Origin of the sequence: Halomonas sp. LC1 (assembly GCF_030247125.1) — a bacterium.
In the GTDB taxonomy this organism is placed as follows: Bacteria; Pseudomonadota; Gammaproteobacteria; order Pseudomonadales; family Halomonadaceae; genus Vreelandella.
Genome location: NZ_JASSPG010000003.1, coordinates 185,415 through 208,170 on the forward strand (window position 1 = coordinate 185,415; position 22,756 = coordinate 208,170).

The following is a 22,756-nucleotide window of genomic DNA, read 5'->3' on the forward strand; positions in this document are numbered from 1 at the left end:
TGGGCAATCGATCAATCAAAAGCAGGACGGGGGGGCAGAACAGGAAGAGGGCAAGTAGCACTAGCGCAAGGCGTCTCTCCCGCTGCCGAGGATCAGAGTGGGGAGGCGTCATGGCGCGCTAGCGTCCTCTTTATCGAAGGCATTGGCCTGAAGTGCCAATAGCGCGTCTAGCGTATCGATGCCACGGGCTTCCAGGCGGGGTAAGAGTGCCAGCCAAAGCTCCGCCGTTACACGGGCATCTCCTAATGCTGTGTGCCGGGTATTGGGAGGAAAGCGTAAATCGTAACGTTTGGCCAGCGTATCCAAATCGTGACCATCCAGCGCCTCATCGAGGGCTTTTGACAGCAGGAGCGTGTCTAGCACCGGCATATCGAAATGAACGCCGTGCCCGCTAATGGCTAGCATATCGAAAGCGGCGTTATGGGCGAGCATGACGGCATCGCCCACGTAATCTCGAAAGAGGCCCAACACGATATTTAGCGGCTGCGCACCGGCAACGTCCGCATCGGTAATCCCGTGAATCACGGTGCTGGCAGCAGGAATGGTGCGTTTGGGGTCGACGAAATGATCGAACGCATCGTTGGCCAGCAAACGGCCATTGACGATCCGGCAGGCGCCCAAGCTAATCACCGTATCGCCTCGGCGGAGCTCAAGGCCAGTGGTTTCCGTATCGAATGCTACGATCTCCAAGCTGCGCAGCGCGCGATTGGCTAAGGTGTCATCCGGCGCTGGTAACTGCGCGATGCCAAAATCATGGAACTCCGGGCGTGGCGGTGCCATCTCTCTTGGCGCTTGCGTCTGAGCGATAACAGGGAGCGGCAGCCGCAGCTTGGCATGGCGTTTGTCCGTGTCGGTGACACTCCAAATATCGGTTGCGTGCTGGCGCAGTATATCGGCCACGGTGGGGCTGAGTGGCAGCGTGGTCAATGGTGATTCGCGCCAGACGCTGAGCTCGCTTTCAGGCACGGCCACCCCTCGCCAAATGAGATCTACGTAGGCGCGTTTCGGGTGAAGCGTCATTTCACCTTCGAAGCCGCTGGCGGGCAGGTGGCAGCGCAAATGTTCCACCAATGACGCGAACAGCTCGATGAGGGCGGGGGCGTCGCCCTTGAACCAGGCGGGGACACCGATAGGTGTAATCAAGCGCTGGGCGGGGTCGAGACGTTCATCCAGCGATTGCCAAAAATCGTTGGACCAGATGGGCCGCAAGCGTTCGCCGTGATACTGAAGGTCGTCCAACAGGGTTCCGATCTCGGCAACGCGCTGGTTCAACGCTTGGCTTTCGTCGTGCATGACGTGCTCGAAACGTGTTCGCAGCGCGGGTGACGTTTGAGAACAGGGGAGTTGGCGCAATGCGTCGGCGGCACTGCTCAGATTGGCCGCGTGTTGGCGTAATGGAGGAAGCATGCGGTTTAGGGCGGCGCGCACGCCCATTTCATTGTTCCAGGTGGTGGTCGTATCGGTACAGGTCACCAGTGTTTCATGCTCACTACCGGGTACCCGGCGAACGACCACCTTTAGCCAGCGCTGGCCGCAGGGGGCGAGCATTTCACGGGGCGAGCCATCGTCGGGCAGTTGTGTTATGGCATGGGCTAGCGTCGCGGTCGGCAACAGGGCGTCCAGGCGTTTACCCAACCCTAGCCCGGTATTGCCCGCAAAAAATGTTTCGGCCGCCTGATTGAACAGCATCACACGCCGATGCCGGTCACAGAGAAGTAGCGGTGTTTCCAGTACCTGGAGCAGCGTCTCCAGCTCTTGACGGATACGCGAGGCACTGCGCGCGCCTTCTGCATGCGCGGTGGTAAGCCGTGCGCGGTCGGCTCGCCAGCGGTGGCTGACCCGGCGAAGGTCTGGGCCGAGCCCTGTTAACCAGCCCTCGGCGGTGTGGTCATCTGGGGCATCGGGATTGGCGACCCAGCGCGCCAACTGCGCTTGAAGGTGACGTAGGGGCGTGAAGAGCATGCGCTCTAGCAGCAGGCCTATTGAAAAGAGCGTAATACCGCCTGATAAACTGCCTAGCCATAGAACCCAACGCGCCATGCCCGAAAGCGCCAACTGGCTATCTAACCAAGCGGCAAAAAGGGCGCCCCCTAAAAGGCTAACGCCGCTGAGCAGTAGCCATACACCGACCAAGCGCTGGCGTTTAGGGAGTCCTTTGAGGGTCATGTGGCACGCTCGACGAGTAATGCTTTGACTTTCTCGACCAACTGTTGGGTCGAGAAAGGTTTGGTGACGTAGTCATCGGCACCCAGCGCAAAGCCCTTTTCTCGCTCTACTTCACGGCCATGAGCCGTTAACATGATGACCGGTAAATGCCGCTCGGATTCATCGCGACGAAGCTGTTCGAGCACTTCAAAGCCGCTGATGCCAGGCAGGCTGATATCCAGGAGCAGAAGGTCAGGGGCGGCCTCGGCGATTTTTCGCAGTGCCGTTTCGCCGTCGGCGGCCGTGGTCACCGTCAGCCCCGCCTGGGACATGAGGAACTCAAGCGACAGTAGAATATTGGGCTCATCATCGACCACTAATACGTTGGCCATTATGGTCTCTCCCAGCGACGTTAGATGATCAATCAGACGGCAAATGTTGAGTTAAGTGTATGTAGCATGAGGCATTCGGCCAAGACGACCTTGGCCGAATGCGGGGTATGCAGAGAACCTCTCACGGTAGACAGAATAATGCGCGTTTTATTGTTATCGGCTTATGAAGCGGTTAGCCACCGTTACTGGGCAAACAGCCTGATGGCCGAAGTCACCGACGTGGACTGGACGCTGCTCAGTCTGCCGCCACGCCACTTCTCTTGGCGCATTCGCAGTAACCCGTTGAGCTGGTGGTTAAAAGAGTATGAGCGATTAAGTCAGCCTTACGATGTAGTGCTGGCAACATCCATGGTAGATATTGCCACCTTGCTGGGCCTGTTTCCCCACCTGGGGCGGGCTAGAAAGATCGTCTATTTTCACGAAAATCAGTTCGCCTACCCAGAATCCAGCGATCAGATGCCCCAGGTAGAAGCCAAAATGGTCAACCTGTATGCGGCACTGGCGGCGGATGTGCTGGTGTTCAACACCGCCTATAACCGGGACTCTTTTTTTGACGGTGCGCGGCGTTTTTTAAAGAAAATGCCGGAAAATCTGCCGGCGGCTAAACCGCTAGAACGGTTACGTCAAAGCGCTCGCGTGGTGCCCGTGCCCATTGCGCCTGCTACCTGTAGCGCTGCTGGCAACGCAAACCCACGGCGGCTGATTTGGAACCACCGCTGGGAGTATGACAAAAACCCGGAGGACTTCTTCGCGGTATTGTTCAAACTCAGCGAGCAGCAGGTGCCGTTCGAGTTGGCGGTGCTTGGCCAGCAGTTTCGCGACGTGCCGCCGATCTTTGCCGAGGCGGAGGCACGTTTGGCTGAACATATCATCTGCTGGGGGCCGCAGCCGGAGGCCGAGTACCGCGCGCTGCTCAACGGTGGCGGCATCGCGGTGTCCACTACTTGGCACGAGTTTCAGGGGCTGGCGATCATGGAGGCCGCCCAACGCGGAGCCACGCCGCTAGTGCCAGATAGGCTCTGCTTTCCTGAACTTTACCCCGTCCAATACCGCTACGATGGCACACCAGAGGGGCTCTACCTGCGCTTGAGCGCGTGGCTGTTGGAACCCAATCGTCAACCAGCGCCGTTGGATACGCAGCCCTGGCAGTGGCCGAGCTGGCGTGAAACGTACCGTCAGTTGCTGGTGGAAGGTGGGTCTAATGAATCCATTCGCCGGGTGGGCCAGTGAACCACCGCCGTATGGCGACGCATTTTCTCAGCAAGCCGTGGGTGATGGTGACGAATTACCTGCTCGGCAAAATCCGATAAAAAGCGTGATTTCAGCGCGGCCCGCGCCCGATCCACGCCGCTGTATTGGTAGGGCGTGGAGGCCAGCAGCATAAAGCCATCATCGGGAATCCGCCCGGCGCGCATGTTGGCGTCGATGATGCTTGCGGCGGTTGCAATGGGCGCGGCCAAGTCCGGGCCGTAGGGGCCGATAATCAGCGCGGTGTTGGGAAGGTGCAAGAAATCGAACCCACGGCCAATGCAAATGACCCATTCGCGGTGTTCAATCTCAAGCGCCCGGGTGACACCGCTTAGCTCGCTCACATGGGCCATGTTGCCCACCAGCAGCGGCAGTAGATCCCGTTGAATATCATCGGGCATGTCGGGGCAAACGCTGGCTAACGTGGCGGGTAAATCACTCGCTTGGCGGTCGATCCAGTCGCGTATGTCGAGCATCTCGCCACCTTGGCCGTGAAGGATCATGGCGTCGCTATCGGTTTCAAAGCCGCACACCAGTGGGTACACCTGCTGATGGTCGTGACCAAACAGCTCTCCCGCTTGCTGAGCTATGGCGTACGCGTGGGCTTTGGCAGCCTCGGTATCGCAGTTGAACCCGGCGCAGCCGCGTGCGTGATGACCGCTAGAGAAGTGGTAGGTAATCAGCAGCAGTGTGGCGCGGCCACGGTCAGCCGCTTGCAGTACCGACTCGGTGATGAGCTCGCCTAGATACGGCCAGCCCAGATCAAAAATACCCCCCAAATTACGAAACGGCGTAATGATCCCAAGCGGCGTGCGGGTAGCATGGGGAATGTGAATCCGCCCATCCATACACTTCATCACCACGATCGACGTAGGGTGCTGTGCCAGGTAGCGCTGACGAGCAAGCCAAGCGTCGGGGCTACAGAAGCGCTCGGCGTGCTGTTTGGCAAGGTCGAGTAGCGCGTCGATGCGTTGGGCAATCGGCTGGCGGTGAAGCAGGGCGGCGGGGCTAGGCATGGGGCGGTCCTGGCATTGGCATGCCGTTAGGCAAGCTCGGTCTTTTCTTTATAATCGCACAGATCTTCGATGATGCAGCTGCCGCAACGAGGTTTTCGCGCAATGCAGGTGTATCGCCCGTGTAAAATCAGCCAGTGGTGGGCATCTTGTTTGAACACGCTGGGCACGTGGCGCAACAGCTTCTGCTCGACCTCGACGACGTCTTTACCCTTGGCGATACCGGTGCGGTTCGACACGCGAAAAATATGCGTATCTACCGCAATGGTGGGTTGGCCAAAGGCGGTATTCAGAATCACGTTAGCCGTTTTACGCCCGACGCCGGGCAGCGCTTCCAGCGCTTTGCGAGTGTTGGGCACTTCGCCACCATGTTGGTTGACCAGCAGGTGGCAGGTTTTCATCAGATTCTCTGCCTTGGTGTTGAAGAGCCCAATGGTTTTGATGTGCTGCTTCAGTCCATCGATGCCCAGCGCAATGATGGCCTCGGGCGCATTGGCGACCGGAAAGAGGGTGGCCGTTGCTTTATTGACGCCTACATCCGTGGCTTGAGCGGAGAGCAAGACCGCGGCCAACAGCTCGAATGGCGTGCTCCAGTTGAGCTCGGTAGTCGGGTGCGGGTTTTCCGCCTGAAGGCGCGCAAATATCTCATGACGCTTTTGAGCATTCATGGCGTGTTCTCTTGGTTATTGAATGGTGCTTATTTAATAGTGCCGGTGACCCGCACACGGCGCTCGGCTCGCGGTGCGACGTCGACGGCCCGAGCGCGGGCAGCACGACGCTGATCCAGCACGTTTTTTAGCGCGATCAGATGCCCTGCCACGAAGAACGCGCCGGGGGGCAGGATGAAAAAGAGAAACTGGTAATCCGCCACCAGGGTGATCTGCCAGTGAGCGGCAACCGGCCCAAACAGCATCGCCATGTCGCTAAACAGCGTTCCTTGGCCCACCAGCTCGCGGATCGCACCCATCAGCACTAATACCGCACCAAAGCCCAGCCCCATCATCAGCCCATCGACGGCGGCAGGCAGCACGGGTTGGCGAGAGGCAAACGCATCCGCACGGCCCAAAATGGCGCAGTTCGTTACGATGAGCGGGATGAAAATCCCCAAAATTTGGTAAAGCGAGTAAGCAAACGCGGCCATTAACAGCTCGGCGCAGGTCACAAAGGCGGCAATTACCATCACAAACGCGGGGAGCCGCACGGCGCTAGGCACCTGATGGCGAATGAGTGAGATTGTTGTGCTGGCCCCTACCAAGACCAGCAGCGTGGCCAGCGCTAAGCCCAGCGCATTCACCACCGTGGCGCTGACGGCCAGCAGCGGGCAAAGTCCCAGTAGCTGCACCAGCGCCGGGTTATTCGACCAAAGCCCCTCTCGGGTAAGCTGTCTCCACTGGCTCATGGCGTGGGCTCCTGCTGAACGAGTTCGCGCTGATAGTAGCGCAGCGCCTCATGAACGGCGTTAATGACGGCCCGTGGGGTAATCGTTGCGCCGGTGAAACTGTCGAATGCGCCGCCCTCTTTGCTCACGGCCCAGCCGCTTGGGGGCAGGCTCTCGAGGCTAAGGCCGTTGAATGATGTAATCCAGTCGCTGCGTGACCGCTCGATATCATCGCCAAGCCCAGGCGTCTCTTGGTGGTGAGTCACCCGCACCCCGGTGAGTTGCCCACTTTGGTCGATAGCGACTAGCAGGCGAATTTCACCGTTATACCCTTGGCGTGTCACGACCGGCAGAATGGTGGCGGCTTCGCTACCTTGCTGTACCCGCCAACCCTCTTGCGGCGTGCGATGGCCCAGCGGCGTTGGGTCGGGTAGCGAAAACGCGCTTTCTAATACGGCCTGAACCGGCACCGAGGCCAGTGAGGCGGGCAACACTTCCTGCAGCTGACGATGCTGATAAGCAAGCTGGTGCGCGGCAATGCGCTCGGCGGTCACGGCGCGGGTGAGGGCGACGCTGCCGGCAGTAACCAGAGCAAACAGGCCAAGGGCCAGCGCACCGCGCAGCATGGCGTGTTGAGTGGTCATGGCGCGCTCTTCCTCTCATCCGGCCGAGCGGTAGCTTGACCGACCGGGCGTGGCACGCTGACCATGTCCAGCAGCGGCACGCAGAGATTCATCAGCAGTACGGCAAAGGCGACGGCATCCGGGTAGCCGCCTAAATTGCGAATCAGGATGACCAGCACGCCAATGCCCGCACCGTACAGCAGCTTCCCCCGGCGGCTGGTGGCCGCTGAGACCGGGTCGGTGGCAATAAAGAAGGCACCAAACAGCGTCGCCCCGGTGAGCAGATGAAACAGCGGTGAGGCAAAGTGGCTAGTGTCGCTGGCGTAAAACAGCGCGGAGAGCATTATCATGCTGCCCAGCATAGCGACTGGAATATGCCAACTTATTAGCCGCTTGACGATCAACACAACGCCCCCTGCCAGCCATGCCAGCGCGATATTGCGCCAAGCATTCAGCGTGCCGTCAGGGAGCGGTGACGATGCCCAGAACTCGCTAGCGAGCACGGCGTCACCTTTGTGTTTGAAAGCATCTAAAGGAGTGGCTCCGCTCAGGCCATCGAGCGCTGACGTGGGTAGTGTTCCCATTATTTGTGGCCAGAGGGAGTCGGGCCAAAGTGGTTGGGGCGGTGCCCAGAGCGTCATATGGGTGGGAAACGACACCAGCAGCAGTGCATAGCCCACCATCGCAGGGTTGAACGGATTGTGGCCCAAGCCGCCATAGAGCTGCTTCGCGACGACGACGGCGGCGATCACCCCAACGCCCATTAGCCACCAGGGGCTCGCAGGTGGCAACGAGGCGCCTAGCAACACGCCAGTGAGCAGGGCGCTGGAGTCGTTGAGCGTCGGCCAAATGGGGCGGTGGCGCAGGCGTAGAACGAGCGCCTCAGCGGCGACGGCCCAAAGCGCCGCGATCAGTACGTTGCTGAGTATCCCTAGCCCAAAATAGAGCGTCATCACCGCAAGGCCCGGAAGCGTGGCGGCGATGACCCAGCGCATCACATGGGCTGTTGATGGTGCTTTACCCAGCTGGGGGGCGTGCATCATGCTCATGGCGCTTCCTTCTGTTCACTGGCGGCACGGGCTTCGGCCAATCGTGCCTCTGCCGCTTTGAAATTCTCTTGGGCAGTGGCGAGCTGAGTCTCCAAATCGTCGTGGTGCTGCTGCGGGTCTTGAGCGGCGGCCCGTGCCAGTACTTTCTCCGCTTTTCGCACGGCGGCTTTGGCGGCCGTTTGAGCGATGCGCAGGCTGCGAAGGTCTGCCGCGGGATCAGCTTGAGTGCCCGTAGCGTCGCTGGAAGCGGACTGCTGCTGGGCGAGCCGTGCCTGACGGCGCGCCTTCTTCTCCGCTTCTTCCCTGACCAGCCGCGCTTGGCGGAACTCAAAGCGGTGCTTGGCGTGTTCCGCTTTGGCGGTTTCGATGCGTTTATGCCGAATACGCTGTTTGGAGGAGCGGTAGTCCTGCACCAAATGGATCGCGCTGGGGCAAACGTAGCTGCAGGCACCGCACTCAATGCAGTCGAACAGATGGTGAGCCTCAAGGGCGGCATCGTTTTCGGCGCGGGCGTACCAGTGCAGCTGCTGGGGAAGCAGTTGAGCAGGGCACACACTTTCACAAGCGCCGCAGCGAATGCAGGGGGCTTCTACGGGTGCTGGCGGCAGCTCCTCTTTTGTCGCGGCAATCAGGCAGTTGGTCGTTTTGGTGACGGGGGCCTCTAATGACGTAAGCGGCGTGCCCATCATCGGCCCCCCGACCACCACTTGATGAAGCCGCTCGTCGTCTACGCCAACCTGCGCCAGCAGCGTATCTATCGAAGTCCCTACACGAACCCAGTAGTTGCCGGGCTGGGTAATGGCGTCACCGGTTAATGTAACGACCCTTGCGACCAGCGGTAGTCCGTCGCGTACCGCTTGCAGCGCCGCGAGCAGCGTGCCGGGGTTGTGGCATAGCACGCCGATATCCGCCGGTAGCCCACCGCTAGGCACCTCGCGGTTCAGCAGCTTTTTAATCAGCTGGCGCTCTCCGCCGCTGGGGTAGCGGGTTTCGATTATCTTCAGCGTCACGTCCGCCAGTGGTTCGCTGTCAGCACTGATCGTAAGAAGGGCTTGTAGGGCCTGAACAGCCTCAGGCTTGTTATCTTCAATGCCGACGATGATGTGCGCGGCTCCGCATAGGCGAGCCAGCAATTGAGCCCCCTCAAGCACATCCGCCGCATAGTGGCGAAGCGTGAGGTCATCGGCGGTAATATAAGGCTCGCACTCGGCGGCATTGACCACCAGCGTATCAATGGCGTGGTGCTCGTTGACTTGAGCTTTGATATAGGTCGGAAAGCCCGCACCACCCAGCCCAATAAGCCCGCTGTCATCAAGCCGTTCCAGCAGCGCGTCGCGCTCTGCGGTTCGCCAATCCAGCGGTGGCAGCGTGGTCCAGCGATCTTCGCCATCGCCTTGAATGATGATCGCGCGGTCGGTGATCTCGATCACGGTGCCGCTGATACTGGCGTGCACATTAGCTGAGACCATGCCATCTCGGCGGGCGACTAGTGTGCCTGTTTTGACCGCATCGCCCACGTTGACGCAGGGAAGCGCCGCTTTACCGGTATGTTGCGACAGCGGTAGCGTTACCTCACTGGGCAACGGCGCGGTGCGCAGCGGCGCTTGATTGGAGCGCTCTTTACGTTCAGGCGGGTAGATGCCGCCGGGAAACTCATAGGCTGGCATGCGCGCTCCTCAATGGCTGGCGGTCGCTCACGATGGGCTCCCACTGTGTCAGCGGTTTGCGTCTGGGCAGCATGTCGATGCAGTCCACCGGGCAGGGGGCTACGCAGAGGTCGCAGCCGGTGCACTCGTCTTCGATTACGGTATGCATCTGTTTGGCTGCGCCAATAATGGCATCTACCGGGCACGCCTGAATGCACTTGGTGCAGCCGATACACTCGGCTTCACGGATATACGCCACGGTATCTTCACTGGCTGCTTCCCCATCGAGCGGGGCAGGGTCGCGGCCGAGCATATCCGCTAGGGCGAGAATGGTAGCCTCACCGCCGGGAGGGCATTTATTGATGGCATCGCCCTGATTGATCGCTTCAGCGTAGGGGCGACAGCCGGGATAGCCGCACTGGCCACATTGGGTTTGTGGCAGCAGTGCATCGATTTTCTCAACCAGCGGGTTCTCTTCACCTTTAAAGCGCGCGCTCGCCATGCCGAGTAGCGCGCCAAACACGATGCCCAGACCGGTGAGCGCGCCGACGGCGCTGAGCACGCCCCACCATGAAAATGAATCGCTCATGGTCGTTACCCCTGTACGAGTCCGGAAAATCCAAGGAACGCCAGTGACATGAGACTGGCGGTAATCATGGCAATCGCGGCGCCGCGAAAGGGCTTGGGCACATCTGCGCTGGCCAAGCGCTCACGCATGGCGGCAAACAGTACAAGCACCATCGAAAAGCCTAACGCAGCGCCCAGGCCATACAGCGTGGTATGGAAAAAACTTAGCTCTCGGTTCAGCGACAGCAGGGCCACGCCGAGGACGGCACAGTTGGTGGTGATCAGCGGGAGAAAAATACCCAGCACCTGATGCAGTAACGGGCTGAGCTGGCGCACCATGATTTCGGTGAACTGCACCACGGCGGCAATCACGACGATAAAACTAATGGTACGCAGGTAGGTAATATCCAGCGGTACCAGCAGGCCGTGATAGACCACGTAGCTAGCGGCGGAGGCTAGCGTCAATACGAACGTGGTGGCCAACGACATGCCCATCGCCGATTCGAGTTTGTTAGAGACACCCATGAACGGGCATAGCCCAAGAAATTGGACCAATACAAAGTTGTTAACCAGCGCGGTGCTGACCAAAATAACGAAGAGTTCATTCATGACGGCGTATTTTGCTTAGAAACAGGGCAGCTGGCTAGAGGGGGCTCGAAGAGCACGACACGGTGTCGTCCTTGCGCTTTGGCTAGGTAGAGCGCTTGGTCAGCGGTGGCCATGACCGCGCTGGGCAGCAGTGTCTCGCTATCGCTGAGCATGCCAATACCGACGCTAATCGTCACGTAGTGGCTCACCGGCGAGGTCCCATGGGGTAAGCGGAGCTGGTCGACGGCATCTATCAGCGCGTGGGCAAATGCTTTCGCCTGTTGGGGCGTGGCTCCCGGGAGCAGGGCGCTAAACTCCTCGCCGCCGGTGCGGGCAATGAGTACGTCGTGGCGAATGGCCTCGTTTTGCAATGCCGTGGCGACTTTCTTCAAGCACTCGTCGCCTTGCTGGTGACCGTAGTCGTCGTTGTAGAGCTTGAAGTGGTCGATATCCAGCATCATGACGGCCAGCGGTACGTTGTGTTCGTTGGCGTGGCTTACGCCATCGATCAAGCGCTGATCGAACAGCCGCCGGTTGGGAAGCTCCGTCAAAGAGTCGTGGGTCGACATGCGCAGCAGTTCCGCATTGAGCTGTTGCTGACAGGTGAGCTGCTCCAGGTATGCCCTGGCAAGCAGGCCGATTTCATCCCGACGCAGGGTCAAGTGATCACTGTCAGGGAAGGGGCATGAAGGTTGTGTCAACGCCGTGAGCTGGCGCAGAGGCTTGAGCACCATACGCTCTAACAGTAATAGTACCATGCCAATGACGAGCAGCATCAAACCGGCTGTCCAGGCCAGGATGTAGCGAAAAGTAGTGAGACTTGCTAAGTACTGCACACGATTTAATTCGATCCCTAGCGAGACGGCCTCGTTCGTGCCGAAGGCAGGAAATTGCTGAGAGGCACGTACCTGGTCGCCAGAGAAGGTAAGTTCGGTCGGTTGGTCGGCGTCATAGTGCGTGACATCGAGTGAAAGAGGAAGTCCGGTGTAATCGACCATCCGTTCGAGCCAAGCGTCATCCATCGCACGCACTTTGAACAGCCAGCCGTTGGGCGGACCGCTTTCGTCGGTGTGTAAGATCTGGCTGGCAGCCACGATGGCAGGCCACTGTTCGATATACAGCGCCGTTGGGTCGACGTGCTCGGCCATTGCCGATTGCATGGTCTCGACCCAGGGAGCCATCCACGCACAGCGGTCAACGGCGGCGGTGCAAGTTTGATAACGCCCAGTGGTTGGCTCCAACCCTGCCAAGAAATGAACGTCGCCTTGCAGCGTAAAAAACGCCATCAGGTGGTAGTTCATGTCCTCGAACATCTGTTGGCTAAAGTTGACGTCGCGGTAGCGAGGGTTAGTGCCTTCGATGAACCGGTAGGTATCGTCCCAGTGTGACCAGTCCCGTGCTTGTGCCAGCAGGTTCTCTTGGTTGAGCATCAGGCTGCGTGTCGCTCGGTCCAGTTCGCGCTGAACGGCGGTGCGCTCTTCGGCCTGTAGCGCCGGAAATATCAGCCATTTGCTGATGACCGCGAGCGCTATCATTGCGACGATTAATAACCCGCCAAGCACGGCAAAGAAACGAAAACGCAATGACACGGAGAGGCGCTGGCCCATAAAACACACTCATGTTGAAGTGAATGACGACCACTAACGATAAGAATGGACGTCGCTTAAACACAAAAGGGGCAGGCTGCGCGCCTTGCCCCTTTCGTCCGTGAACGGCGGCGTTACGTTACACGCTGACCCGGTTCAGCGCCAGCATCGGGCGAAAGCAAATAAATGCCATCGTTGTTGGCAGAGGCCAGCACCATGCCTTCGGAAACGCCAAAGCGCATTTTGCGGGGTGCCAAGTTAGCCACCATCACCGTCAATCGACCTTCCAGCGCCTCTGGCGAATAAGCCGAGCGGATCCCCGAGAAAACGTTGCGGGTTTCGCCGCCCAAATCTAGAGTGAGCTGAAGCAGTTTGTCGGCCCCCTCGACGTATTGCGCTTTGGCAATTCGGGCAATCCGCAGGTCGACTTTGGCAAACTCGTCAAAGCTAATGCCTGCCGCGATGGGCTCGTCGGCCAGTGGGCCTTTCGGGGCGTTCTTTAGCTTCTGCTCTTCTACCAAATCTTCCTTCGAGGACTCGATCATGGCGTCGATCTTGTCCCGCTCTACCCGTGTCATCAGCGGTTTGAACTTGTTGATCGGGTGGTTGACCAGTACGTTACCACGGCTTTCCCAATTCAGAGTGTCAACATTTATGAATTCGCGGGCTTGCTCGGCCATGGCTGGGACAACCGGTGCCAAGTAGACCATCAGCTGACGGAACAGGTTGATGCCCACCGAGCAGATCTCCAGCACTTCTTGATCGCGGCCCTCTTGCTTAGCGAGTGCCCAGGGCTCTTTCTCGGCAATATAGGTATTGGCTTCATCGGCCAATTCCATGATTTTACGCATCGCGCGGCTGAATTCGCGTGCTTCAAAGTCGGCGGCAATGTCGTCGCCAGCAGCGATAAAGCGGGCAACCATCTGCGGCTCGGCACAGTGCCCTGAGAGCGTGCCGTTCCCGAGTTTTTTGACAAAGCCGGCACAGCGGCTGGCGATGTTCACGACCTTGCCGACGAGATCTGAATTGACGCGGGCCGCGAAGTCGTCAAGATTGAGGTCAAGATCGTCTACTTTCGACGTGAGCTTGGCAGCAAAGTAGTAACGCAGATACTCAGGGTTGAGGTGTTCGGCGTAAGTGGCGGCTTTGATGAAGGTGCCGCGCGATTTCGACATCTTTGCACCATCGACGGTCAAGAAACCGTGACAGTTGACTGCCGTCGGCGTGCGCAGCTCGGCACCGTGAAGCATGGCGGGCCAGAACAGCGCGTGGAAATAGACGATGTCCTTGCCAATGAAGTGATAGACCTCGGCGTCCGACTCTTTTTTCCAGAAACTATCGAAATCGATCCCATCGCGTTCGCACAGATGCTTGAAGCTGGCGAGGTAGCCGATGGGCGCGTCTAGCCATACGTAGAAGTACTTGCCCGGCGCATCGGGAATTTCAAAACCGAAGTAGGGCGCGTCGCGGGAAATGTCCCACTCGTTGAAGCCCGACTCGAACCACTCCATCAGCTTGTTGCGGATTTGTGGCTGTACGTGACCATCATTGATCCACTGCTGTAAAAAGTCAGCGAAGTCCGGCAGTTTGAAGAAGTAGTGCGTCGAACTGCGCACCTCGGGCGTCGCACCCGAGATGGCGGACACCGGGTTGATCAGATCCGCCGGTGTGTAGGTCGCGCCGCATTTTTCGCAGTTATCGCCGTACTGGTCGTCTGCGTGGCACTTTGGGCAGGTGCCTTTGATGAACCGGTCGGCAAGAAACAGCCCTTTCTGCGGATCGAACATCTGCTCGATATCGCGGGTCGCGATATGACCTTTGTCCCGCAGGCGAGTGTAGATCAGCTCGCTGAAGTAGCGGTTTTCATCCGAGTGAGTGGAGTGGTAGTTATCGAACCCCACACCAAAGCGGGCGAAATCTTCCTGGTGGTCTTGAGAAACCCGTTCAATCAAGGCTTCTGGGGAAATCCCTTCCTGCTCGGCGCGTAGCATGATCGCGGTGCCGTGAGCATCGTCGGCACAGACGTAGTAACACTGCTGGCCACGGCTTTTTTGAAAGCGTACCCAGATGTCCGTTTGAATGTATTCCAGCAGGTGGCCGAGGTGAATGGCGCCGTTGGCATAGGGAAGGGCGCTCGTCACCAGAATGTTGCGCGGGGCAGTATTGGACATGGTGAATGAAAATTCCGGTTAGACAATACAAATAAAGACGGCGAAGGGGAGGTGCTTCGCCGGTAACGTCATGTTGAGTGCGTGCTCGTACCCAGGAGTGTGGCCGAGGCTTAGTACAGCGCCTGCTCTTCTTGCACCACTTCGCGTAACAGCTCTAGAAACAGTTTGTCTGCCTCGGAGTGTTCGGCCGGGTCTTCAGGAATATGCACGCTGGTGGTGTCTGAAATTTCATTGGCAATACGCGCCATGATGGCGGGGCTGCTGCCTTCGGTGAGCTGGGTGCGGGCAATGGCCAGTGACTGCTCGAGAATTTTCGGGTCCTGCAGTAACTTGCGAATGAAGCCGCGTAGCTCGTTGATGATACGTGTTTTTTGAATTTCTGATGCGGACATAGGGAGTCTCCTTAAGACCGCGCTTGGTGAAGCTACCAAGCGAGACCAATGAATGCCTTGACCATAGCACTTTTTCTAACCGTGAGCATGCGCAGATTGGTCGCTACAGGCTCAGACGCCCAGCCTTGTGCTTCACCGGGTTGGCGTACTGTGCGAGCCAGTAAGGCCGCAGCGCTTCAGGCACGCTGGCTAGGCGCGCTTTGAAGCGCTCCCGGTCCTGGCGAGTAATCGCTTTACGGGCGACCAGCTCCGGCGACTCGCCCAATGTTTCCAGTGCAAGATAGTGACTGGGGAAGAGGCGATAGCCACCAATGACTTGGCGGTCGATCTCAGCGGCGACTTCATCGGGCGTGGCCATATCGGCACCGACGGGCGTACCAAATTTGAGCTGTACGCGACCTTTGGAGCCTGTGATGCCCGCGACGATCGAGCGAATGTCTTCGAACTCCCCCTTGGCGTAGCTGCCTTGTTTCGCAATGTCGTGAAGCTCTTGGGCTTTTTGCACATCGCAAGGGTCGTATTCGTAGCTGATGGATACCGGCACGAGTTTTAATTCGGCAATGGCATCGCCAAACACCATGTCGCGCTCGGCGTGACGCTTGGCCATGGTGAGCATTTTGATAATGGCGGGGTCGGTGCGGTCAATGCCGTTCTTGGCACGGCCTTCGCGCTGAGCCATCCAAATGGAGTGATTGTCGTCGGTAATCGAGTGACGGATGTACGACGAGAGCTGCTGGTAAGCTGCCAGCATGGCTCGTTTGCCGCGAGCGCTGCGGGGTACGATGAAGCTTTTGTTGAGCCGCATGAGGTCGGTGACATAAGGTTTCTTTAACAAATTGTCACCGATCGCGATGCGCACGGTATCCCGACCCGCTTCGTAGAGCGCGTAATTCACGAAGGCAGGGTCCAGTGAGATATCGCGATGGTTGCCAATGAAGAGGTAGGCACTATGGTCGTCGAGCTTGTCGAGCCCCGAGACGTCGAATGCATCGGTCGTCGTGCGGATCATGCGCACCATATAGCTGGCGATACGCATTTGGAATTCGCGAACGCTGGTGACCCCCTTTACCTCGCGCCGAACGGCATGGCTTGCCAATGCGCGCGCCACTGGCGGCGCCCACTTGGCCATGCGTGGCAGCCGGAAGCGGGTCAGCGCATCGAGCAGCTCGCTATCGCGGGAAAGCCGTTCAAGAACATCGGCCACCTCGTGATCCATATAAGGGCGAATATCCGCCCAAGGGTCATTCGGTGAGTCAGCGTTGGGTGCGTTATTGTGATGAGTCATGCGATCCGTTGGATATCAGCAAAATAATCGGGTTACGGCGGCTATCTGTCTCGTGGCTTAGGCGTCTGGCTGGGCCGTCGGTTCCCGCTGAGTTTCGCCACCTAACCATTCGAGCAGGCGGGTAATATCGTCAGACAGCGCTTGGGCCATTAGGATGAAGTCGGTTTCCAAGCGGGCGAGCGCATCGTCGCCGTCGTCGGCATGGTCCGCTTCTTCGATGAGCGCGTCGCCAAAACGTAGCGATTTGAGCGCTAGATCGTCGTGCAGCACGAAGCTTAGGCGGCCTTCGAGACTCATGGCGAGTTTGCTGGCTTGGCGCCCGCTTTCGAGCAGCTGCTGGATTTCATCGCTATCGAGATCGACCTGGCGTGCACGCAGTACGCCGTCGTCGCCTTTAGCCTTTAACTCCACTTGGTCGCCAAGCTGGAGGTCGGCAGGACGGCTGGCCGGGTCGCCAAGCCAGGTGGTCATGGCGCGAATGGGCAGCGTCTGGCTACTAAGCGGCGTGGCTTTCAAGCTGCCTAAGGTTTCGCGCAGCAGGTCCAAGACATCCTCGGCGCGGGTGCGCGAGCTGGCATTCACACCGATGAGCTGGCGTTTGGTGTCCCACCAGAGGTCGATTTTTTGGCTGCGGACAAAGGCGCGGGGCAGGAGTGCTTCGGTGACCTGCTCTTTAAGCGCCGTTTTTTCCTTACGGGTTACTTTGCGCCCTTCGCTGGCCTCGATCTCAGCGACTTTTTCATCGACTTCCTCTTTGACGACCGAGGCGGGAAGCAGGCGTTCCTGGCGCAGGGCCGAGAGTAGGCGGTGCCCCTGAATTTCATGGACACGCCGGTCGCCGCCTAGCCGCCCGGCAGGAGCCGTCCAGCCTAAACGGCGTGCATCCGCATTACCCAGCGGCTTGGCCGCATGCTCATCCAGTGCGTTGGCCAACGTTTGGCTATCTAGCTCGGGAGCGCCGTGCAGGCGATATAAATGCAGGTGCTTAAACCACATGTCACCGATCCTATGAAAAAGGTGGCACATTATGTCGAAACCAAGCCTTTCCTACCAGCACCTTGGCGTGGCGACTTGTTGTTGCACTGGTTTTAAACTTGTGTTTGATTTGCAAGGTGTTAATGATTCCTTGCCCATTTTTATAAGCAGTGAACAAGAGGATGCTATGTCTGAGTCAATTTCACAGGTTGGTATGCGGGTTCGTGGTTACCATTTGGATGGCTATGGTCATGTCAACAATGCGCGCTATCTGGAGTTCATGGAGGAGGGGCGCTGGGCATTTTTCGACGAGCACCCACGGCTCATCCAGCAGCTTCATAGTGCGGGGCGAGCCTTCGTCGTGGTCAATTTGAACATCGACTATCGCGCCGCGGCCGTCCAGGGGGACGATTTGCAGGTATTGACGGGCATCGTCGACGTGGGTGAGCGCAGTGCGCTGTGCCACCACCGCATCGTGCGGGCCGACGGTACCCTGATCGCTCAGGCCGACCTCACCTTCGTCCTGTTGGATGTCAAGGCCAACAAAGCTGCCGCCATTGAGGGGGAAGTACGCGAGGTGCTGCAGGGGATGGTCGTGGCCAAGGAGGCGTTTACGGCCTAAATAGCAATGGCAGTGTCACCGACTGCCCTTGATGCGCATGCAGTGGTATGATGACACGGTATCTGCGCGCAGCCTTCGTGTACTCGGTCTCGTACGACGAAAGGCGGCATTTTCAAGCGCTTTCAACTCTCGCAGTGCCAATGCAGTGCAAAGGATCTGACTTTCATGGGTGACATCGCCAGAGAAATCTTGCCCGTCAATATTGAAGACGAGCTAAAGCAGTCGTACCTCGACTATGCGATGAGTGTCATTATTGGCCGCGCGCTTCCTGACGTGCGCGACGGCTTGAAGCCCGTTCACCGGCGTGTGCTGTTTGCCATGCACGAACTGGGCAATGACTGGAACAAACCGTACAAGAAGTCGGCGCGTGTCGTCGGCGATGTCATCGGTAAATACCATCCGCACGGTGACAGTGCGGTGTATGACACCATCGTACGGATGGCTCAGCACTTCTCCATGCGTCACGTGCTGGTGGATGGTCAAGGCAACTTTGGTTCCATCGATGGTGATAACGCGGCCGCCATGCGTTACACCGAAGTGCGCATGGCGCGACTGGCGCACGAGCTGCTGGCGGATCTTGAAAAAGACACGGTCGACTGGGTCGATAACTACGACGGCACCGAGCGCATTCCAGAAGTGCTGCCGACCAAAGTGCCCAACCTGCTGATCAACGGATCGTCGGGAATCGCGGTCGGTATGGCGACGAACATTCCGCCCCATAACATGCGGGAAGTGATCGACGGCTGCTTGGCCCTTATCGACGACTACACGCTGTCAGTGGATGATCTGATGCAGTACATCCCCGGGCCGGATTTCCCTACCGGTGGCATCATCAATGGCCGCGCGGGCATTCTCGATGCGTACCGTACCGGGCGTGGGCGTATCTACGTACGCGCCTGCCACACCATCGAGCACGACGATAAAACCGGCCGCGATCACATCATCATCACCGAGCTGCCGTATCAGGTGAACAAGGCGCGGTTGATCGAGAAGATTGCCGAGCTAGTCAAAGAGAAAAAGATCGAGGGTATCGCCGAGCTTCGCGACGAGTCGGATAAAGACGGCCTGCGCGTGGTGATCGAGATCAAACGGGGGGAGTCGGGCGATGTAGTCGTCAATAACCTGTTTGCCCAAACCCAGCTGCAGAATGTGTTCGGTATCAACATGGTGGCGCTGGAGAACGGCCAGCCGCGGACGCTCAATCTCAAAGAGATGCTCGAAGCGTTCATTCGTCACCGTCGTGAAGTCGTTACTCGCCGTACGCTGTTCGAACTCAAGAAAGCCCGTGAGCGTGGCCATCTGTTGGAAGGTTTGGCAGTGGCCATTTCCAACATCGATGAAGTCATCGAGCTGATCAAGGCATCCCCCAACGCAGCGGAAGCCCGTGAAAAACTGCTGGCGAAGGTGTGGAAGCCGGGCCAAGTCACCGCCATGCTCGAGCGCGCCGGTGCAACCTCTTGCAAGCCGGAAGATCTGGAAGAGGGCTTTGGCCTCAATCCCTCTGCTACTGAGTACCGACTCTCTCCCGCGCAGGCGCAGGCCATTCTAGAGCTGCGGTTGCACCGTTTGACCGGGCTCGAAACCGAAAAGCTGCTCGATGAGTATCTGTCGATTCTGGAAAAGATCGCCGAATTCACGGAGATTCTGGCGTCTGCCGATCGCCTGATGGACGTGATCCGCGAAGAGCTGCACGCGGTGCGTGAACAGTTCGGTGATGATCGCCGTACGGAGATTCAGGCCAGCCATCTGGACCTCTCCATTGAAGATCTCATTGCAGAAGAGGACATGGTGGTGACCGTGTCCCGCTCTGGCTATGCGAAGACACAGCCGCTATCGGATTATCAAGCGCAGCGTCGCGGTGGCCGTGGCAAGTCGGCGACGTCCATGAAAGACGAGGACGTCATTGAGCACCTGCTAGTGGCCTCGACCCACGACACCGTGCTGCTCTTCTCCAACCGTGGCAAGGTCTACTGGCTGAAAGTGTACGAGATGCCGAACGCCAGCCGCGGCTCTCGTGGCAAGCCGTTGGTGAACATGTTGCCGCTGGAAGAGGGCGAGTCGGTCAACGCCATTCTCCCGGTTCGGGATTATGATCCCGAACATTACATCTTCTTCGCCACCGCGAAGGGCACGGTGAAACGTACCAGCCTCGAGCAGTTCTCGCGCCCGCGTAGCGTTGGCCTGATTGCGATTGACCTGGAAGAGGGTGATCGCTTGGTGGGTGCTGCGATTACCTCGGGTTCCGATCACGCGATGCTGCTCTCTTCCAATGGTAAAGCGATCCGTTTCGAAGAGGGCAATGTGCGCGCCATGGGCCGTACTGCTCGCGGTGTGCGCGGTATGCGCTTGGCAGGCGATGCGGAAGTGATCAGCTTGATCATTCCCAAGAGCCAGCAGATCGATGCTGAGGCCGACACCGATGCCGAGATAGATGCTCAAGCAGACGCTGCGACCCCCGCTCAGGGCGAAGGACAAATTTATATCCTGACAGCCAGTGAGAATGGCTACGGCAAGCGCACCCGACTCGAAGAGTTCCCGCTGCGTGGCCGGGGTGGCCAGGGTGTTATCGCTATGCAGACCAGTGAGCGGAACGGTTCGCTGGTGGCTGCGATGCAGGTGTACGACAGCGACGAAATGATGCTGATCACCGATCGCGGCACGTTGGTGCGCACCCGCGTGGAGGAGGTCTCGACCACTTCGCGCAATACGCAAGGGGTCATGTTGATTCGCTTGGGTAAAGAAGAAAAATTGGTGAAAACCGTTCGCGTGGATGAGCCTGAAGAGACGGATGACGTAGACACGGGCGAGCCAGCAGACGCAGACAATGGCGCACAGGAACCGGGAACCGATGACACGTCATTATAATTTTTGCGCAGGGCCTGCGGCCCTGCCCAGCGCCGTACTCGAGCGCGCCCGTGACGAGCTGCTTGACTATCAAGGGCGCGGCTTGTCGGTCATGGAGATGAGCCACCGCAGCGATGAATTCGTGGCGATTGCAGAGCGCGCCGAAGCAGATTTGCGCGAGCTGTTGGCGATCCCGAGCGATTATCGGGTGCTCTTCTTACAGGGCGGCGCAAGCATGCAGTTTTCGATGCTGCCGATGAACTTGCTGGGGCAAGGGGGAAGCGCAAACTTCATCCAAACCGGTATTTGGGGGAAGAAGGCGCTGAGCGAAGCCAAACGCCTTGGCTTTGAGTGCCATCTAGCGGCCAGCAGTGAGGCAAATGGGCAAACGGCCGTCCCTGATCAAGCCTCGCTGGCTATCAGCGATGACGCTGCCTATTTGCACTACACCTCCAACGAAACCATTGGCGGTTTGGAGTTCGACTATATCCCGCAGGCGATTCGGGCAGATGGCAAAGCCGTGCCGCTGGTGTGCGACATGTCGTCGAACATTCTTTCTGGCCCCATTGATGTCAGTGAGTATGGCGTCATTTATGCTGGCGCTCAGAAGAACATTGGTCCGGCAGGTTTGACCATCGTTGTGGTGCGCGATGACCTGCTGGGACGCGCGCCAAGCTCCATTCCGTCACTATTCGATTATCAGCTGCTGGCGGAAGCGGGTTCCATGGTGAACACGCCACCTACGTACGCGTGGTACTTATCGGGTCTCGTTTTTCAATGGCTGAAAAACGACGTGGGTGGCCTGGAAGCGATGGAGGCGATGAATCAGCGCAAAGCGCTAAAGCTGTATGCGGCTATCGATGCCAGTCATTTCTACCGCAACCCCATCGCCATACCGAACCGTTCGAGGATGAACGTACCGTTCGTACTGGCCGACGAGCGTTTGGATAACGCGTTCTTACAAGAAGCCGATGAGGCGGGGCTACTCAATTTGAAAGGTCATCGCAGCGTCGGTGGCATGCGCGCTAGCTTGTACAACGCCGTTCCCGAAGAGGCGGTCGATGCCTTGATTGCCTTTATGGCGGATTTCGAACAACGAAGAGGCTAACCATCATGTCCGATACGCCGATCCATTTAGACGACTTGCGTCAACGTATCGACCAGTTGGATGGCGATATTCTGCGCTTGATCAGTGAGCGAGCCACCTGCGCTCAGCAAGTGGCTCACGTTAAGCTCGCCCAAGATAAAGATGCCGTGTTCTACCGCCCTGAACGGGAAGCGCAGGTGTTGCGGCGCATCATGGCGCTGAACAACGGGCCACTGGACTCCGAAGAGATGGCCCGTCTGTTCCGCGAAATCATGTCTGCTTGTCTCGCGCTGGAGCAGCCGGTCAAAGTGGCGTATTTAGGCCCAGAGGGCACGTTTACCCAGCAAGCCGCGCTGAAGCACTTTGGGGAAAGCGCGGTCAGCTTGCCCATGGCCGCCATCGACGAGGTGTTCCGCGAAGTAGAAGCGGGCGCGGTGAATTACGGCGTCGTGCCGGTGGAGAATTCCACTGAAGGCGTTGTCAATCACACGCTCGATACCTTCATGGACTCCTCCATCAAGATTTGCGGCGAAGTGGTGCTACGCATCCATCATCATCTGTTGATCAGCGAAACCACGCGTAAAGACAAAGTATCGCGCATTTATTCGCATCCGCAGTCGTTTGGCCAGTGCCGTAAGTGGTTGGACGCACACTATCCTCACGCTGAGCGTGTACCGGTGTCGTCTAACGCAGAAGCTGCGAAGCTGGTAAAGACCGAATGGCATAGCGCCGCCATAGCGGGTGACATGGCGGCGAAGCTGTATGGTCTGGAGCGGATTGCCGACAAGATCGAGGATCGCCCGGATAACTCCACGCGCTTTTTGATCATTGGCAACCAAGACGTGCCCATGTCAGGCGAGGATAAGACGTCCATCGTCGTGGCGATGCGTAACCAGCCGGGGGCGCTGCACGATCTGCTTGAGCCGTTCCATCGCCACAAAATCGATTTGACTCGTATTGAAACGCGGCCGTCACGCACCGGCGTTTGGAATTATGTATTTTTCATCGATTTCAAAGGTCATCGCGACGAGCCTCAGGTGGCGGCGGTCTTGGAAGAGGTGCGTTTGCGGGCCTCCGAGCTGCGCGTGTTGGGCTCTTACCCCCAGGGCGTGCTGTGACGGTGTCAGGGCATACGAACAAACGTG

General features: G+C 58.4%; 20 protein-coding genes. 5 read left to right on the forward strand and 15 right to left on the reverse strand.

The annotated features are described in order from the left end of the window. Nucleotides 1-108: 108 nt before the first annotated feature. Both QIT27_RS06550 and QIT27_RS06555 read right to left on the reverse strand, forming a co-directional pair. Nucleotides 109-2,166 carry a 3'-5' exonuclease gene (locus QIT27_RS06550; protein ID WP_285263256.1) on the reverse strand — a complete coding sequence of 686 codons (2,058 nt, stop codon included), beginning with the start codon at nt 2,164-2,166 and terminating at the stop codon, nt 109-111. After that, entirely contained in the window at nt 2,163-2,537 is a 375-nt protein-coding gene (locus QIT27_RS06555) for a response regulator transcription factor (RefSeq protein ID WP_285263257.1), read from the reverse strand. The genes QIT27_RS06550 and QIT27_RS06555 overlap by 4 nt, the downstream gene beginning before the upstream one ends. A gap of 138 nt (nt 2,538-2,675) precedes the next feature. Between QIT27_RS06555 and QIT27_RS06560 the strand changes: the two genes are divergently transcribed. Next, a complete protein-coding gene (locus QIT27_RS06560; RefSeq protein ID WP_285263258.1) occupies nt 2,676-3,767 on the forward strand; it encodes a tRNA-queuosine alpha-mannosyltransferase domain-containing protein in 1,092 nt (363 codons plus the stop codon). Here the strand turns inward: QIT27_RS06560 and QIT27_RS06565 are convergent. The 13 genes from QIT27_RS06565 to QIT27_RS06625 form a co-directional block, all read right to left on the reverse strand. Further along, nucleotides 3,713-4,801 (reverse strand): carboxysome shell carbonic anhydrase, encoded by a 1,089-nt coding sequence (locus tag QIT27_RS06565; RefSeq protein ID WP_285263259.1) that lies wholly within the window; start codon nt 4,799-4,801, stop codon nt 3,713-3,715. The genes QIT27_RS06560 and QIT27_RS06565 overlap by 55 nt on opposite strands. A 26-nt stretch (nt 4,802-4,827) precedes the next feature. Next, nucleotides 4,828-5,466 (reverse strand): endonuclease III, encoded by a 639-nt coding sequence (gene nth, locus QIT27_RS06570; protein ID WP_285263260.1) that lies wholly within the window; start codon nt 5,464-5,466, stop codon nt 4,828-4,830. A 29-nt stretch (nt 5,467-5,495) separates the two neighbouring features. Next, entirely contained in the window at nt 5,496-6,197 is a 702-nt protein-coding gene (locus tag QIT27_RS06575) for an electron transport complex subunit E (RefSeq protein WP_285263261.1), read from the reverse strand. Next, nucleotides 6,194-6,820 (reverse strand): electron transport complex subunit RsxG, encoded by a 627-nt coding sequence (rsxG, locus tag QIT27_RS06580; RefSeq protein ID WP_285263262.1) that lies wholly within the window; start codon nt 6,818-6,820, stop codon nt 6,194-6,196. Before rsxG ends, QIT27_RS06575 begins: the two co-directional genes overlap by 4 nt. Further along, nucleotides 6,817-7,848 (reverse strand): RnfABCDGE type electron transport complex subunit D, encoded by a 1,032-nt coding sequence (locus QIT27_RS06585; RefSeq protein ID WP_285263263.1) that lies wholly within the window; start codon nt 7,846-7,848, stop codon nt 6,817-6,819. The genes rsxG and QIT27_RS06585 overlap by 4 nt, the downstream gene beginning before the upstream one ends. After that, on the reverse strand, nt 7,845-9,515 hold the full coding sequence (gene rsxC, locus QIT27_RS06590) for an electron transport complex subunit RsxC (RefSeq protein WP_285263264.1): 1,671 nt from the start codon (nt 9,513-9,515) through the stop codon (nt 7,845-7,847). The genes QIT27_RS06585 and rsxC overlap by 4 nt, the downstream gene beginning before the upstream one ends. Next, nucleotides 9,502-10,083 (reverse strand): electron transport complex subunit RsxB, encoded by a 582-nt coding sequence (gene rsxB / locus QIT27_RS06595; RefSeq protein ID WP_285263265.1) that lies wholly within the window; start codon nt 10,081-10,083, stop codon nt 9,502-9,504. The genes rsxC and rsxB overlap by 14 nt, the downstream gene beginning before the upstream one ends. Before the next feature lie 5 nt (nt 10,084-10,088). Further along, nucleotides 10,089-10,670, reverse strand: coding sequence for an electron transport complex subunit RsxA (gene rsxA, locus QIT27_RS06600; RefSeq protein WP_159342285.1), 582 nt, complete (start codon nt 10,668-10,670; stop codon nt 10,089-10,091). Further along, complete coding sequence (locus QIT27_RS06605) at nt 10,667-12,256, reverse strand: sensor domain-containing diguanylate cyclase (protein ID WP_285263266.1); 1,590 nt, start codon at nt 12,254-12,256, stop codon at nt 10,667-10,669. Before QIT27_RS06605 ends, rsxA begins: the two co-directional genes overlap by 4 nt. A 113-nt stretch (nt 12,257-12,369) precedes the next feature. Further along, the gene (gene metG, locus QIT27_RS06610; RefSeq protein ID WP_285263267.1) at nt 12,370-14,406 is read right to left on the reverse strand and encodes a methionine--tRNA ligase; all 2,037 of its coding nucleotides are present in this window, start codon (nt 14,404-14,406) and stop codon (nt 12,370-12,372) included. Between the two features lie 110 nt (nt 14,407-14,516). After that, entirely contained in the window at nt 14,517-14,798 is a 282-nt protein-coding gene (locus QIT27_RS06615; RefSeq protein WP_159342282.1) for a hypothetical protein, read from the reverse strand. 103 nt (nt 14,799-14,901) lie between these two features. Beyond that, a complete protein-coding gene (locus tag QIT27_RS06620; RefSeq protein WP_159342281.1) occupies nt 14,902-16,083 on the reverse strand; it encodes a 1-acyl-sn-glycerol-3-phosphate acyltransferase in 1,182 nt (393 codons plus the stop codon). A gap of 57 nt (nt 16,084-16,140) precedes the next feature. Then, complete coding sequence (locus tag QIT27_RS06625; RefSeq protein ID WP_285263268.1) at nt 16,141-17,079, reverse strand: recombination-associated protein RdgC; 939 nt, start codon at nt 17,077-17,079, stop codon at nt 16,141-16,143. Nucleotides 17,080-17,245: 166 nt separating this feature from the next. Between QIT27_RS06625 and QIT27_RS06630 the strand changes: the two genes are divergently transcribed. From QIT27_RS06630 to pheA, 4 genes are all read left to right on the forward strand, one after another. Further along, nucleotides 17,246-17,680, forward strand: a complete 435-nt coding sequence (locus QIT27_RS06630; protein ID WP_159342279.1) for an acyl-CoA thioesterase — start codon at nt 17,246-17,248, stop codon at nt 17,678-17,680. Between the two features lie 165 nt (nt 17,681-17,845). Further along, entirely contained in the window at nt 17,846-20,545 is a 2,700-nt protein-coding gene (gene gyrA / locus QIT27_RS06635; protein WP_285263269.1) for a DNA gyrase subunit A, read from the forward strand. Then, nucleotides 20,529-21,632: a 3-phosphoserine/phosphohydroxythreonine transaminase gene (gene serC, locus QIT27_RS06640; protein ID WP_285263270.1), complete on the forward strand. Its 1,104-nt coding sequence runs from the start codon at nt 20,529-20,531 to the stop codon at nt 21,630-21,632. Before gyrA ends, serC begins: the two co-directional genes overlap by 17 nt. 5 nt (nt 21,633-21,637) lie before the next feature. Continuing rightward, the gene (gene pheA, locus QIT27_RS06645; RefSeq protein WP_159342276.1) at nt 21,638-22,729 is read left to right on the forward strand and encodes a prephenate dehydratase; all 1,092 of its coding nucleotides are present in this window, start codon (nt 21,638-21,640) and stop codon (nt 22,727-22,729) included. Nucleotides 22,730-22,756 lie beyond the last annotated feature (27 nt).